We start from the raw sequence: 13,198 nt of genomic DNA on the forward strand, positions 1-13,198 counted from the left end.
GGACTGTATCGCCGCGACGGCGCCCCGGGGCAACTTTCCGGCCCCGTCCGCCGGTTCGGCTTACGGCAGCCTCACCGGTCCGGCCGCGCCGTCCGGACCGGCCCACGGCACCGCACCGCCGGCACCGGTTCACTCCGGTGCGCCCCCTCCCGCGCCGATCCGCGGCGCACGTCACCGCCGGATCATTGGCTTCCATGAAGGGATTCGGGAAGTACTGGGGCTGGGTCGTCTTCGCCGTCCTGGTCGCCGGCTGGTTGAGCCTCGATGTCGGTCCGGTCGCACTCGTCGTGCTGTCCGGTGTGTGCAGCTTCTACTTCTTCTTCAACGTACCCGTGTGGTGCGGGGCGACCGGGCGCGATGGGGCGTGCCGCAACAACAGCCGCGGCGCGCTGATGGGCTGCCATCTGCGTCAGCACAGGTGGCAGAAGTTCAGGATGGTGTTCTGGAGCTCCCGTTGGGCGCAGCTCCGGCAGGAGCTCTTCCAGGACGCGAGCACCGGCCTGGCCAGCGTGGGCGGCGTGTTCGCGGTGACGTCCGGCCTGGTGGCGACCCTGCAACCGCTGTTCGGCGGGGGCTGGTAGCGGGCGGCCGCCCGGGAGGCGTCCCGTCGGGGCGCCGGTCACGACGGGGGCACGCTCAGCCGGCCTCGGTGGCGAGGACGGCGTGGGTGAGGGCGACGAACTCGGGGAGGGCCGGGTGGCCGGCGCCGTCCCGCCAGGCGAGGACGACGGGGACGGGGGGCGCGTCCACGAGCGGGCGGTAGACGAGCGCGGGGTGGGCGTGGTTGCTCGGGGTGGCCGAGGTGGTGACGCCGAGGGCGCGGCCGGCGGCGATCGCGAGAAGCCACTCGTCGGTGTTGCCCACCTCGATGGTGGCGGTGGGACGGGCCGAGGGCGGCCACAGGTCGAGCGTCGTGGTGCCGAAGACGGTGTTGAGGGCGATCGGGTGCGGGGTGAGGTCGGCGAGGGTGACGCGGGGGCGGGCGGCCAGCGGGTTGTCCGCGGGCATGACGACGACCCGCTCCTCCCACAGCAGCGGCTCGGTGCGGCAGCCGGGCGGCTGGACGGTGCCGCGCAGCAGGGCGGCGTCGACCCTGCCCTGGGCGAGACCGGCCGTGTGCTCGTCGATGCGGAGCAGTTCGAGGGGCACGTCGGGGCGGTTCTCGTCCCAGCGGCGCAGGAGCGGGATGGTGTGGTCGCCGAGGGCCGCCCAGTTGTGGCCGACGCGCAGCGGCCAGCGGCGCAGGCCCGCGGGGTCGACGGCGTTCTCGAAGGCGGTGAGGGCCGCGGCGGCCTTGTCGCGGAAGGTGTGCCCCTCGGGGGTGAGCTCCAGGTGGTGGGTGGAGCGGTCGACGAGGCGGGTGCCCAGGTGGTCCTCTAGGCGGCGCAGGGTGCGGGAGAGGGCGGGCTGACTGACGTGCAGGCGGGCGGCGGCACGGGTGACGTTGCCCGCCTCTGCGATGGCGAGGAAGGCCCGCAGGTGTCGCAGCTCGATGGTCATGCGTCAGAAGCATAACCGCCGGGGAATCGGCATTTCACAGCGCGCGACCCGCTTCATAGCGTGGAACCATGACGACCACGGTGAGAGACGCATCGGCCACGGCCGCACCCCTCCTGCGACGTCGCGCCGCCGGGTACGGAAGCCTCGGCGGCGTCGGTCTGGTGTTGCTCGGGGCGGTGTCCGTCCAGTTCGGCTCCGCCTTCGCGTCGCTGCTGTTCCCCCGGGCGGGAGCGCTCGGCACGGTGGCGCTGCGGGTGACGTTCGCCGCTCTGCTGCTGCTGGTCGTCACCCGGCCCCGGCTGCGCGGCTACACACGCGCCGACTGGGCGGTGGCCTGCGGCTTCGGCCTGGCACTCGGCGGTATGAACATCCTCTTCTACCAGGCGATCGACCGTATCCCGCTGGGCCCGGCGGTGACCCTGGAGGTCCTCGGCCCGCTCCTGCTGTCGGTCGTCACCTCGCGCCGCGCCGCCAGCCTGCTGTGGGCGGGGCTCGCCCTGACCGGGGTCTACCTGCTGGGCCAGGGCGACTTCGGCCGGCTCAACGGCGCGGGAGTGGCCTTCGCCCTGGGGGCCGGAGTGATGTGGGCCGCGTACATCCTCCTCAACGCGCGGGCGGGGGCACGCTTCCCGAGGCTGGACGGCCTGGCGATCGCGATGGCCGTCGCCGCGCTGCTCAGCCTGCCCCTGGGCGTCGCGTCCGCGGGCGGGACGCTGCTGGAGCCCGCCGTGCTCGCTCCGGGCCTGGCGATCGCGGTCCTCTCCTCCGGCATCCCCTACGCCCTGGAGCTGCTCGCCCTGCGCAGGCTGCCCGCGGCGACGTTCGCGGTGCTCATGAGCCTGGCCCCCGCCCTGGCCGCGACGGCGGGCTTCCTCATCCTGGGGCAGGAGCTGTCCTGGGCGCAGTGCGTGGCCATCGCCCTGGTGGTCCTGGCGAGCGCGGGCGCGGTCCGCATGGCGCGCCGCTGATCGCCCGGGGCGCACCGCCGGCGGGCTGAGCCGACGCCGAGGGCACGGTGGGGCGGGCCCGGCGGGGGCGGGTGGCCGGATGTGGTGCACGGGTGTCGTGGGGCGCTCTTAGCATGGGCGGATGGCCGATCAGCGCAGTCCCCTCGACGTCCTGAACCGCGTTTTCGGGTACGACACCTTCCGCGGGCAGCAGCAGGAGATCATCGAGCACGTCTCCGGGGGCGGGGACGCGCTGGTCCTGATGCCGACGGGCGGCGGGAAGTCCCTGTGCTACCAGGTGCCGGCGCTCGTGCGGGAGGGGGTCGGCGTCGTCGTCTCCCCGCTGATCGCACTCATGCAGGACCAGGTGGACGCCCTGCGGGCGCTGGGCGTCCGCGCCGGGTTCCTCAACTCCACGCAGGACTTCGAGGAGCGGCGCCTGGTCGAGGCGGAGTTCCTGGCCGGGGAGATCGATCTGCTGTATCTGCCGCCGGAGCGGCTCCGCGTCGAGTCGACGCTGCGGCTGCTGGACCGGGGCGAGATCTCGCTGTTCGCCATCGACGAGGCGCACTGCGTGGCGCAGTGGGGGCACGACTTCCGGCCGGACTACCTGGCGCTCTCGGAGCTGCACGAGCGCTGGCCGCAGGTGCCGCGGATCGCGCTGACGGCGACGGCCACGGAGGCCACGCACGCGGAGATCGCCTCCCGGCTCAAGCTCCAGGACGCCCGGCACTTCGTGGCGAGCTTCGACCGGCCGAACATCCAGTACCGCGTCGTGCCCAAGGGCGAGCCGAAGAAGCAGCTGCTGAAGCTCCTGCGCGCCGAGCACGAGGGGGACGCGGGCATCGTCTACTGCCTTTCCCGGTCCTCGGTGGAGAAGACGGCGGAGTGGCTGACGCAGCAGGGCATCGAGGCGGTGCCGTACCACGCGAAGCTGGACCCGGCGGTGCGGGCGGAGCACCAGGCCCGGTTCCTGCGCGAGGACGGGCTGGTCGTGGTGGCGACGATCGCGTTCGGCATGGGGATCGACAAGCCGGACGTGCGCTTCGTGGCCCACCTGGACCTGCCGAAGTCGATCGAGGGCTACTACCAGGAGACGGGCCGGGCCGGGCGGGACGGGCTGCCGTCGACGGCCTGGCTGGCCTACGGGCTCCAGGACGTGGTGCAGCAGCGCAAGCTCATCGACGTCGGCCCGGGGGACGAGGCGCACCGGCGGCGGCTGTCGGCCCATCTGGACGCGATGCTGGCGCTGTGCGAGACGGTGGAGTGCCGCCGGGTGCGGCTCCTGGCCTACTTCGGCGAGGAGAGCGGGCCGTGCGGGAACTGCGACACGTGCCTGACGCCGCCGAAGACGTGGGACGGCACGGTGGCGGCGCAGAAGGTGCTGTCCACGGTGGTGCGGCTGAAGCGGGAACGGGGCCAGAAGTTCGGCGCCGGGCAGATCGTCGACATCCTGCTGGGCCGCAAGACGGCGAAGGTGATCCAGTTCGACCATGACGCCCTGAGGGTCTTCGGGGTGGGGACGGAGCTGGGCGAGGCGCAGTGGCGCTCGGTGGTGCGGCAGCTGGTGGCGACGGGCCTGCTGGCCGTCGAGGGCGAGTACGGCACGCTGGTGCTGACGGAGGCGAGCGCCGAGGTGCTGGGCGGCCGCCGGGAGGTGCCGCTGCGGGAGGACCCGAAGGCGGTGGCCGCGGCGAAGTCCGCCGGCGGGGCGAAGGGCTCCGGGGGCGGCGGCCGGAAGGCGGCGGCCGTGGAGCTGCCGGAGGAGGCCGTGCCGCGGTTCGAGGCGCTGCGCGCCTGGCGGGCGGCGACGGCGAAGGAGCAGGGCATCCCGGCCTACGTCGTCTTCCACGACGCGACGCTGCGGGAGATCGCCACCCGGATGCCGGGCTCGCTGACGGAGCTGGGCTCGGTCGGCGGCGTCGGGGAGAACAAGCTGGCGAAGTTCGGGCAGGCGGTGCTGGACGTGCTGGCCGGGCGGGACACCGCGGAGCCGACGGTCCCGGATGCCTCGGTGGACGACGAGGGCTGACGGCGGAGGGCCCGCGCGGCCCCGGACACGCGGCGGCGCGCGCGGCCCCGGGGACGCGGAGGGCCCGGGCGGCGGTGCGGTCGGGACGCGGGCGTCACCAGGAACCGGACACGGCCCCCGCCCCCGCCAGCAGGCCGAACGTCCCCGCGGCGACGAGCGCCCCCAGCCCGGTGCCGGCCAGGACCTGCGCCGTGGTGTGGTCGCGCAGCTCCACCCGGGACCAGCCCACCAGTGCGACCAGCGGATACGCCAGCAGCGCCCACGGCCCGCAGACGAGGGCCAGGATCGCGACGCTGCCCGAGGACACCGCGGCGTGGACGGACACCTTCCACGCCGCGGTGATCGCCATCAGGACGACGAGCGTGGCGATCATCGCCGCGATGAGGGCGATCATGGCGCGGGGCGCCCCGGACGCCCCCATCAGCAGCGTGCCCGTCGTCACCGAGGCGGTGATGAACACCATCACGACGAGCCGCTGCTGCCGGACGCCGAGGTGCCGGTCGGCCCAGGTGCCTCGCCGGATGCCGAAGGTGATGAACAGGACGGGGAGGACGGCCGCGAAGAACGCGCCGAACAGCCCCCAGCCGATCCCGGCGAGCCCGTCGACCCGCCAGCCGACGAGGACGGTGAGGGCGATGATCCAGTTCTTCGGCTCGAAGCCGTCGGTGATCAGCCGTGCGGTGGAGCGTGGTGGTGCGGTGGTCGCGGACTGCGTGCTCACGGTCGTGCGGGCTCCTGACGGACGGCCTCGGGGCTGCTGCTGGTGAACCCCCGGACGGCGGGGTGGTGCCGGGCCGCCTCCAGCCGGAGGAGGAGATCCACCTCGGCGTCCAGGTCGCCGAGGTGGCCGAGGCCGTGCAGGCGCTCGCGGACGGCGGCGTCCTCGTCGGGGTCGGGCCGGCGCACGGGGTCCAGGGGCGGACGTCCGGCGAGCTTGGCCCGCCGGGCGGCCTCGATGCGGCAGGCGTTGGCGAGGGCGTGGTGCTCGTCACCGCTCAGCCCGCTGGCGTCGGCGACGGTCTCGGCGCGCTCGCGGTCCGCGGCGGAACCGTAGGGCTCCAGCGCGAGCATGGCGTCCCGGATCTCCACCACGGTGCGGTGGAGCCGCATCCGCAGTTCCCTGCGGCCCAGCTCCTCGTGCAGGACGACCTCGGGCACCGCCTCCGTCAGGTCGCGCCACAGCGGGCCGAGCTGGCGCAGCAGCCGCCAGGACCGGCGCGCCTGCAGGGTGACGCCGACGGCGGGCAGCAGGCTGCCGACGAGGATGAGGACGATGGCTGCGTGCTTGGCCACGTCCGTCCAGTGGGCGACGGCGGCGTCCAGGGCGTCGTCGGTCGCGCCGAGCAGCGCGGCCACCAGGTAGACGGCGCGCACGAGGGCGTAGCCGACGCCCGCCGCGGTGCCCAGGCCCAGGAACCGCAGCCCGGAGCGCAGCCAGCTCGCGCCCGCGTGCCGACGCGCCCCGACGAACAGCAGGGTGGCGATGAGCAGGGCGCCGCCGAGGTAGGCGTACCAGACCATGAGGTAGGCGGTCGCCGCGGCGCCGGCACCGGCCTTGCTCTCGAAGTACTCGGCCACCTGCGCGTCGCGCGGGGTGAGGGAGAACAGGACGGACAGGGCGAGCAGGGTCCCGCCCGCGAGCAGCGCGCGGAAGGCGCGGCCCCGGGCCGTGCTCGTGCCGGTGATGCGGAAGACGAACTCCAGCAGCGCGGCGGCGGAGGTGATGCCGAAGACGTGCTTGAGGAGCGTGGAGAGGTTGTGGATCCCGGTGCCCTCGTCGATGACCCGCATGACGTCGGGAAGCCGCAGGGTCATCGCGATCGTCAGGGCCGAGAACGTCACCGACAGCACCCGTTGGTTCGGGCTGCGGAAGGCGGTCGGGACCCGCCACAGAACGGTGGCCCACAGCAGGATCAGTACGGCGGCTTCCATGGGCTCCTCACCAGCGTATGGGGGATCCGAAGGCGTCGTTGAGCCGGTCGAGGACGTCGGCGGCCTGGTCGCACTTCGCGGGGACGGAGGTGACCGCACGGTCGCTGAGGATCGTGGCCAGGAGTTCGGCGTCACGCTCCTCGTCGTCGCTGTAGCTGGTGCGGCCGAGGATGTGGAGAAGCTGGTCCATGTCCAGCTCGTCCTCGTCGTCCTCGACCGGTTCGCCGTCGGGTTCCGGCATGAGCCGGCTCACGTAGGCGGGGCGCTCGGCGTCGGGCGAACCGTGGCCGAGCAGCATGTGGGAGAGCTCGTGCAGCACGATCTGGAGCTTGTGGAAGGAGCTGGTGGCCGGCTCGTAGAAGATCAGGTCGGTGTTCCGCGTCGCCACCCATACCCCACAGGGCAGGCTGCCGTCCGGCGCGGCCTCCAGCGGGACCAGCCGTAGGGGACGTCCACGCTCTGCGGCGATGCGCTCGCAGAGGACGTCGAGGTCGAACGGACGGGGCAGATCGAGAGCGTCGGCGACGGCCTCGCAGCGGGCACGGCGGCTCGTCTTGGGCATACGGACTCCTTCGGGCCCCGAGTTTAGGCTCTGCCGGAGTCCAGAGACCAAATTCCGGCGACTGATTATCAGTCAATAAGGTTTCCGTGTTGCAGCACACAGAATTCATCGCGCGCTGGCTTCGATTCGGCACGCGGCGCACCACCCCGGATTCCCCTCGTCCCGGCGGACATCGAGCAAGGGCGACGATTCCGCCCTTTCCCGGTAAAGCCGGCCGAGGCCCGGCTACCCGGTCCGGCCGGGGGTGTCCGGCAGCCCCTCCAGCCGACGGGCCTGGTCGACCACGCCGCGAATCGCCCGCAGGCTCTCGACGGACAGCCCGTTCATCCGGACCGCCACATCGCGCACGTCCCCGTCCCCCAGCATGTCCGCCAGCTCACGCTGGGCCCGGGTCAGCTCCACCCGCTGCTTCACCTTGGCGATCTTCGCGTCCACCCGGTCGGCCACGGTGTCGTCGAAGAAGTAGGTGACGGGAACACCGAAGAACCCGGCGATCACGGTGAGCGTGGAGACCTTCGGGTCGGTGATCTCACCCTTGCGGATCTTCTGGATGGTGGCATGGGAGACGGTCTGCCCACCCGGGCCGGCCTTCGCCTTGATCGCCTCCGCGATCTCCATGTAGCTGAGCGGCCCGCGGTCAGGCGGGTGGATCGTCCCGATCAGATGGTCCAACCGCTCCGCGATGGTGCGCCCGTTCCCGGGTGTCCCCCTGTCCACCCCATCACCCCTCGTGGTCGGCTCCTGCGGCTGGTCCGCACCGCAGCCGGTGTCTCATCAAGTTTACGCACTCGGCGGACTCGACCCCCATCGTAAAGCCCGCTTGACAAGAGGGGGCACCCAGGTCGTAACCTCTCCGTGGCGCGTAAAACGAAATAGACGGCACGGCGTACGGCAACGGGGGTCCGCACGGCGTGCTCGCCCTTCAGAGGGCGCGGGGTCGGAAGTCCGGCCGGTCTGACACGCTCAGGCCGTCGGCTTCCGGCCCCACTTGCTTGCGCCGCCCACCACACTCCAGGCCCGCGTCTCCCTCCGGACCGCCGGCCCCTTCGCCCTCCGGGGGCGCGGGGTCGGGAGCCCGGCGGCTCTGACGCCGCCAACAACCTTAGGCCCTGTCGTCAATAGCGCCCTGCGCGCGACTCCCCCGGCCAACGCCGGGGGACCCCGGCTCGCGGACGGACACCCCCTTTGACGACAGGACCCAGGAGCCGTGGCCGGGCCCGGACAGGGAGGCCCGGTCGTTCTTGAGGCGGTGCCGGCCCGGGGCTCGTCCGCGACGTTCACGCCGTCACGCGGCAGCCTGCCGGGCCGGGCGGGGCGTGGGTACCGGCGGTGGCGTCCGGGACATGCGGGGAGGGGATACGGCGGCGCGCACCGGCCCACCGGGGGGCAGGTGCGCGCTGCCGAAGGAAGCGGCCTCCTCGGGCCGCGCCCGGGGCTCTCGGCCAGGACGGCGGACCGGCCGGAAGGCGCCGGGCACGGAGCACGGCAGGCCGCTCACGGCCGTCAGGCGCGGTCGAGCTCTCCGCCCTCGACGGCGCCCACGAACGACGTCCAGGACACCGGGGCGAAGGCGAGGGACGGACCCTGCGGATTCTTCGAGTCCCGGACGGCGATCGTCGCGCGCAGCGGGGACTTCACTTCCACACAGGCGCCGTTGCCGCCGGAGTGGCTGGACTTCACCCACCGCGTGGTCTTGCCCTGCCGGATTGCCATGTCTGCTCCCGTCTTCCCCTATATCCCACCATGTCGCGATGGAAGGGATTCAGCATGAGAAGCCAGTCTTGTTACTGGCACATGATCGACCGTACTCGGCAATCCACCACCGCGTAGGGGGCGTTCACTCGACCGTGTGGCATATTCCGCCTGCTACTTCCGCAACCCCGCTGCCGCGGTGTACGGTGCCGCCCTTCTCGCTCCCGGGCCACCTCAGGTCTCGCGGGCGTACTCCTTGGCCACGTCCTGGACGAAGGCCCGGCTGTCGTCGGCGTTGAGGGCCTGCGCCCGCAGATGCTCGTACATGACGCTGTAGCTCTGCACGTCCTGCGCCTTCTCCAGGTAGAGATCGCTCGTCACGCCCTCCAGGTACACCACGGTGGAGTCCGCGGTGTCCGGGAACTCGAGGATCGCGTACTGGCCGTTGACGCCCGGGTGGGCACCCATGGAGAAGGGCATCACCTGCACCGTCACGTGCGGCAGCCGGGACAGCTCACACAGGTGCTCCAACTGCTCGATCATCGTCTGCCGGCCGCCGACCCGGCGGCGCAGCGCCGACTCGTCCAGCACGGCCCACAGCCGCAGCGGCTCGTTCGGCGCGGAGACCCGCTGCTGGCGGCGCATGCGCACCTGGACGCGCTTCTCGACCTCGGCCGGGGACGCCTCTGGTAGCGCGCCCGCGATGACGGCCTCGGCGTACGTCTGCGTCTGGAGCAGGCCGGGCACGATCTGCGGCTCGTAGATGCGCAGCGACGCGGCCTCGGTCTCCAGGCCGATGTAGACGCTGTACGGGATGTCGCCGAAGGCGTGCCACCAGCCCTGCTGCCGGGACTCCTTCGCCATCTGCATGAGCGACTCGACTATGCGGCGGTCCTCGACCGCGTACACGCCGCACAGGTCGCGCACGTCCCGCTGGCTGATGCTGCGGCGCCCGTTCTCCAACCTGCTGATCTTGGACTGGGAGACGAGGAGGCGGTCGGCGACCTCTTCGGCCGTCATGCCCTTCTCCTCGCGGAGCCTGCGCAGCTCCTGACCCAGTCGGCGCCTTCTCACGGTGGGATTGACGTTGGACGCCACGGACGTGCACCTCCGCTGGTCAGGGTCGCTTGACTCCAGCAGGGTGCCAGCAACGAGGCCCCGGCACCGGCACTTTGCCGGAAATTCGACCACAGCCCGTAGGCGAACACACGCACGGGGTGTCGACCTCGACGCCGCCCGGTCGCGTCCGGGCAGCCCGGAGCCGGCACCCGGTGGCTGCGGGTGCCGGCTGGGCGGTCAGGGACGTGCCGTGGCTCAGCGCACCCCGGCGACGCGGATCATGCCCGCCCGCCTGGGCTGCGCGGGCACACCGCCGGCGGACGAGGCCGTCGACGCGGACCGGCTCCCGCGGGCGGAGGTCCCGCCGCTGGCGGCCGCCCCGCGCCGCGAACCCACCGCCGCGCCGTTCTGCACGTCCATCACCGCGTGGGCGACCAGGCCGCCCATCGGGTCGTGCCGGATGAGGTCGCGCAATCGCGACCGGCACGACCGTCCCTCGTTGCCCGGGTACAAGTGCTTGCCCAGCCCGACGGCGTGCGCCAGGGCGGCCAGCGCGGCCGTCCGCGGGTCCGGCGGAACGCCGGTGCGGATCGCCGCATCGAGCCGGGCCCTGATCTCCCGGCTGATGGCCGTGTCCGTCGCCTGGTAGCGGGTCGTCGGCAGCACCCCGCACATCTGGCCGTTGACGGCATGCACCATGCCACAGCGCTCCAGATGCGTGAGGTACGTCTGACGCAGCCCCAGCCGGGGCCCGCCTACCCAGTTGACGGCACGCACCGGACTGCCGCGCCTGCGCAACAGCTCAAGCGCCGAGTCCAGCGTCGGATCTCCGGTCGGCCGTGGCAGCACCACGGCGATACGGTCCCCGTCTGGGGCTATGCGCCCGGCCAGAGCCAGCTCCACGAGCTGTGCTCCGGCAAGGCCGAGGTCAAGCGACTGCGGCTGCGCCGTGGTACCCGTGGTCGGGTCCAGAGCTAGCAGCAGAAGCTCCTCCGGAATTGTTCTGCGGCTCCTGCCCATCCATGCCTCCCCGCGTGGATGCATGACAGGGTGACCCCTCTCACAATGTTCTGTCGAGAGGGCCTGCCCGCAATGTAGTGGAACCGATAGGTATGTCGTACTCGTCTAGCGGCAGGGAAGCCGGGCGAACCGAGCTGCCCAGGAGACACTGATACGGGTACGACAAAACGGAACGGCAGGAGGCACGGTGGCGGGCGAGTCCCCCGAGAGGTCGGAGCAGCGAAGGTCGTCGGGGGAGACGGCAACGGACGAGGCGTCGGTTCCCGCCTCGAGCGTGTCGGTCGATCCCCGTGCGGCCTTCCGGAAGCGCACGGCCCCGACGTCGGAAGCGGAACCAGTGCAGGAGCCGGAGGCGGGCGCCGTCGGGGCGGAGGCGAGCGGCGGCACCCCCGAGGCCGAGGCCCCGGCCGTCGACACCCCGACGACGATGTTCCGTGCCCCCGCGGCGGCCGCCGCCGGACCGGAGGCCGAAGGCGCCGGGGAGACCGACGGCACCGACGAGACCTTGGAGCCCGGTTCGGGCCCCGACGTGGACTCCGCGGCCGAGGAGCCGGCGGAGGCCGAGGACGACGCGGGGCCGGCCTCTGACGTGACCGAGGACGCCCAGGACGCCGAGGAGGACGCCGAGACCGGGGGCGAGGCCGAGGGGGCCCCTGCGACCGCCGGAGGCGACGCCACGGACGAGGACGCCGGGGAGGCCGAGGAGTCCCGCGACGCCCGGGACGAGGCCACCTCCGAGGCCGCCTCCGAGGCCGCCTCCGACGACGAGGCCGTGCACGGCGTCGCGGACGACGACGAGGCCGACGACGCCACGGACGCCGCAGGCGACGCGGCGGCGGACGCGCCCGCACCGGCGGCCCCCGCCAAGACCGAGCCCTCAGCCGAGGCCATACCCGAGAAGCCCGAGACCGAGCCCGGGAAGCCCGCGCCCGAGCCGGCCGTCGGCGCGGGCAGCGGCGGGGACCCGGCGACGACGGCGCTGCGGGCGGCGCGCCCGGAGTCGGCGCCGACCGCGGCCCCGCCCGCACCGCCGAACGGCGGCGAGCGCGCCCCGGAACGGACGAGCCGCTTCGTCCCCCTGCCCTCCGACGCCGCGTCCTCCTCCCCCGCCGCCGAGGACGTCCCGGAGCCGGAGCGGACGCGGCAGCAGCCCCTGCCGCCGACGGGCGAGCGGCCGATAGAGCTCCTGGCGGCCCTGACCAACAAGCCGGCTCCCCCGCCGACGCCCCTGCGCATCCTGGTGCGCAGGGTCAAGATCTGGACGCCGCTGGTGGCGCTGCTGGCGGTCGTGTTCGTCGCGGCGCAGCTGCTGCGTCCGCCGCCGGAGCCCTCGCTGGAGCTCACGGCGGCCGGCTCGTACGCCTTCGACGGCGCGACGCCGGAGCTGGCGTGGCCGGAGGCGGGTCAGGCGGCGGTCGACGTCCAGGGCATCGGCTCGTTCGGGACGCACGGCGAGCAGAAGCCCGTGCCGATCGCGAGCGTCGCCAAGACGATGACGGCGTATCTGCTGCTCAGGGCGCATCCGATGGAGCCCGGCGAGGACGGCGCGTCGATCCCGGTGGACGCGAAGGCCGAGAAGGAGGCGGGCTACAGCGAGCAGGGTGAGTCGACGGTCCGGGTCGCCGACGGCGAAACGATCACTCAACGCGAGGCGCTCGACGCCATCATGATCGCCTCGGCGAACAACGTGGCCCGGCTGGTGGCCCGTTGGGACGCGGGCTCGGAGGCGGCCTTCGTCGAGCGGATGAACACCGCGGCCGAGGAGCTCGGTATGACGAACACCACCTACACCGACCCGAGCGGGCTGCGGGACGACACCGTCAGCACGGCCGAGGACCAGGTGAAGCTGGGCAGGGCCGTGATGGAGTTCGAGGTCTTCCGGGACATCGTCGACAAGCCCGCGTACACGGACCGCAACGGCACGGAACACGACAACTGGAACCGGCTCGTACCCCTGTACGGCACGGTCGGGATCAAGACGGGCACCACCACCGCGGCGGGCGGCAACCTGCTGTTCGCCGCGACGGCGGACGTCGGCGGCACGCGGCAGTTGATCATCGGTGCCGTTCTCGGGCAGCACCAGCCGCCGATCATCGACTCCGTCCTGGCGGCGGGCAAGGACCTGATCCAGTCCACGCAGAAGGTGCTGACGGCGCGGACGATCGTCGAGAAGGGCACGGTCGTCGGAGTGGTGGACGACGGGCTGGGCGGCCGGACGGACCTCGTGGCGACGGAGGACGTGGTGGCCGTGGGCTGGCCGGGGCAGTCGGTGGAGCTGAAGCTGTCGGCGGGCGAGGAGCCGGTGCCCGGCGAGGCGGACGCGGGCACGGAGGTGGGCCGGCTCACCGTCGGCGAGGGGCCGGGCCGGGTCAGCGTGCCCGTCGCCCTCGCGGAGCCGCTCGGCGAGCCGGGCGCGGCGGCGAAGATCACGCGCGTGCTGTAGGTGATCCCCCT

General features: G+C 73.0%; 12 protein-coding genes. 4 read left to right on the plus strand and 8 right to left on the minus strand.

Annotation, left to right across the window (positions count from 1 at the left end; genetic code table 11):
• Positions 1 to 194: 194 nt before the first annotated feature.
• Entirely contained in the window at positions 195 to 581 is a 387-nt protein-coding gene (locus O7609_RS08690; RefSeq protein ID WP_269734366.1) for a hypothetical protein, read from the plus strand.
• 55 nt (positions 582 to 636) lie between these two features.
• Here the strand turns inward: O7609_RS08690 and O7609_RS08695 are convergent, their stop codons facing one another.
• Positions 637 to 1,500 carry a LysR family transcriptional regulator gene (locus O7609_RS08695; protein WP_269743376.1) on the minus strand — a complete coding sequence of 288 codons (864 nt, stop codon included), beginning with the start codon at positions 1,498 to 1,500 and terminating at the stop codon, positions 637 to 639.
• A 68-nt stretch (positions 1,501 to 1,568) separates the two neighbouring features.
• Here O7609_RS08695 and O7609_RS08700 point away from each other — a divergent pair, with 68 nt between their 5' ends.
• Together O7609_RS08700 and recQ are read left to right on the plus strand one after the other, a co-directional pair.
• Positions 1,569 to 2,468, plus strand: coding sequence for an EamA family transporter (locus O7609_RS08700; protein WP_269743377.1), 900 nt, complete (start codon positions 1,569 to 1,571; stop codon positions 2,466 to 2,468).
• A 121-nt stretch (positions 2,469 to 2,589) separates the two neighbouring features.
• A complete protein-coding gene (recQ, locus tag O7609_RS08705) occupies positions 2,590 to 4,479 on the plus strand; it encodes a DNA helicase RecQ (protein ID WP_269743378.1) in 1,890 nt (629 codons plus the stop codon).
• A 94-nt stretch (positions 4,480 to 4,573) separates the two neighbouring features.
• On the opposite strand, the gene O7609_RS08710 is transcribed toward recQ, so the two are convergent.
• The 7 genes from O7609_RS08710 to O7609_RS08740 all read right to left on the minus strand — a co-directional run bounded on the left by O7609_RS08710 (position 4,574) and on the right by O7609_RS08740 (position 10,744).
• Positions 4,574 to 5,200, minus strand: a complete 627-nt coding sequence (locus tag O7609_RS08710) for a hypothetical protein (RefSeq protein WP_269734370.1) — start codon at positions 5,198 to 5,200, stop codon at positions 4,574 to 4,576.
• The gene (locus tag O7609_RS08715) at positions 5,197 to 6,411 is read right to left on the minus strand and encodes an MAB_1171c family putative transporter (protein WP_269734371.1); all 1,215 of its coding nucleotides are present in this window, start codon (positions 6,409 to 6,411) and stop codon (positions 5,197 to 5,199) included. The genes O7609_RS08710 and O7609_RS08715 overlap by 4 nt, the downstream gene beginning before the upstream one ends.
• A gap of 7 nt (positions 6,412 to 6,418) precedes the next feature.
• Positions 6,419 to 6,973 (minus strand): hypothetical protein, encoded by a 555-nt coding sequence (locus O7609_RS08720; protein WP_269734372.1) that lies wholly within the window; start codon positions 6,971 to 6,973, stop codon positions 6,419 to 6,421.
• A gap of 225 nt (positions 6,974 to 7,198) precedes the next feature.
• A complete protein-coding gene (locus O7609_RS08725; protein ID WP_269734373.1) occupies positions 7,199 to 7,690 on the minus strand; it encodes a helix-turn-helix domain-containing protein in 492 nt (163 codons plus the stop codon).
• A 786-nt stretch (positions 7,691 to 8,476) separates the two neighbouring features.
• Positions 8,477 to 8,686, minus strand: a complete 210-nt coding sequence (locus O7609_RS08730) for a DUF397 domain-containing protein (protein ID WP_269734374.1) — start codon at positions 8,684 to 8,686, stop codon at positions 8,477 to 8,479.
• Positions 8,687 to 8,899: 213 nt separating this feature from the next.
• Positions 8,900 to 9,763, minus strand: a complete 864-nt coding sequence (locus O7609_RS08735; protein WP_269734375.1) for a helix-turn-helix domain-containing protein — start codon at positions 9,761 to 9,763, stop codon at positions 8,900 to 8,902.
• A gap of 216 nt (positions 9,764 to 9,979) precedes the next feature.
• The gene (locus tag O7609_RS08740) at positions 9,980 to 10,744 is read right to left on the minus strand and encodes a GOLPH3/VPS74 family protein (protein ID WP_269734376.1); all 765 of its coding nucleotides are present in this window, start codon (positions 10,742 to 10,744) and stop codon (positions 9,980 to 9,982) included.
• A gap of 337 nt (positions 10,745 to 11,081) precedes the next feature.
• Here O7609_RS08740 and O7609_RS08745 point away from each other — a divergent pair, with 337 nt between their 5' ends.
• Positions 11,082 to 13,187, plus strand: coding sequence for a D-alanyl-D-alanine carboxypeptidase family protein (locus tag O7609_RS08745; RefSeq protein WP_332328054.1), 2,106 nt, complete (start codon positions 11,082 to 11,084; stop codon positions 13,185 to 13,187).
• Positions 13,188 to 13,198: the final 11 nt, after the last annotated feature.

Origin of the sequence: Streptomyces sp. WMMC1477 (assembly GCF_027460245.1) — a bacterium.
Lineage (GTDB): Bacteria > Actinomycetota > Actinomycetes > Streptomycetales > Streptomycetaceae > Streptomyces.

What these genes read in the sequence shown, in the direction of transcription:
- O7609_RS08730 (WP_269734374.1), bottom strand. Translation starts at nt 8,686, where the DNA reads ATGGCAATCCGGCAGGGCAAGACCACGCGGTGGGTGAAGTCCAGCCAC.
- recQ (WP_269743378.1), top strand. Translation starts at nt 2,590, where the DNA reads ATGGCCGATCAGCGCAGTCCCCTCGACGTCCTGAACCGCGTTTTCGGG.
- O7609_RS08700 (WP_269743377.1), top strand. Translation starts at nt 1,569, where the DNA reads ATGACGACCACGGTGAGAGACGCATCGGCCACGGCCGCACCCCTCCTG.
- O7609_RS08720 (WP_269734372.1), bottom strand. Translation starts at nt 6,973, where the DNA reads ATGCCCAAGACGAGCCGCCGTGCCCGCTGCGAGGCCGTCGCCGACGCT.
- O7609_RS08695 (WP_269743376.1), bottom strand. Translation starts at nt 1,500, where the DNA reads ATGACCATCGAGCTGCGACACCTGCGGGCCTTCCTCGCCATCGCAGAG.
- O7609_RS08715 (WP_269734371.1), bottom strand. Translation starts at nt 6,411, where the DNA reads ATGGAAGCCGCCGTACTGATCCTGCTGTGGGCCACCGTTCTGTGGCGG.
- O7609_RS08740 (WP_269734376.1), bottom strand. Translation starts at nt 10,744, where the DNA reads ATGGGCAGGAGCCGCAGAACAATTCCGGAGGAGCTTCTGCTGCTAGCT.
- O7609_RS08690 (WP_269734366.1), top strand. Translation starts at nt 195, where the DNA reads ATGAAGGGATTCGGGAAGTACTGGGGCTGGGTCGTCTTCGCCGTCCTG.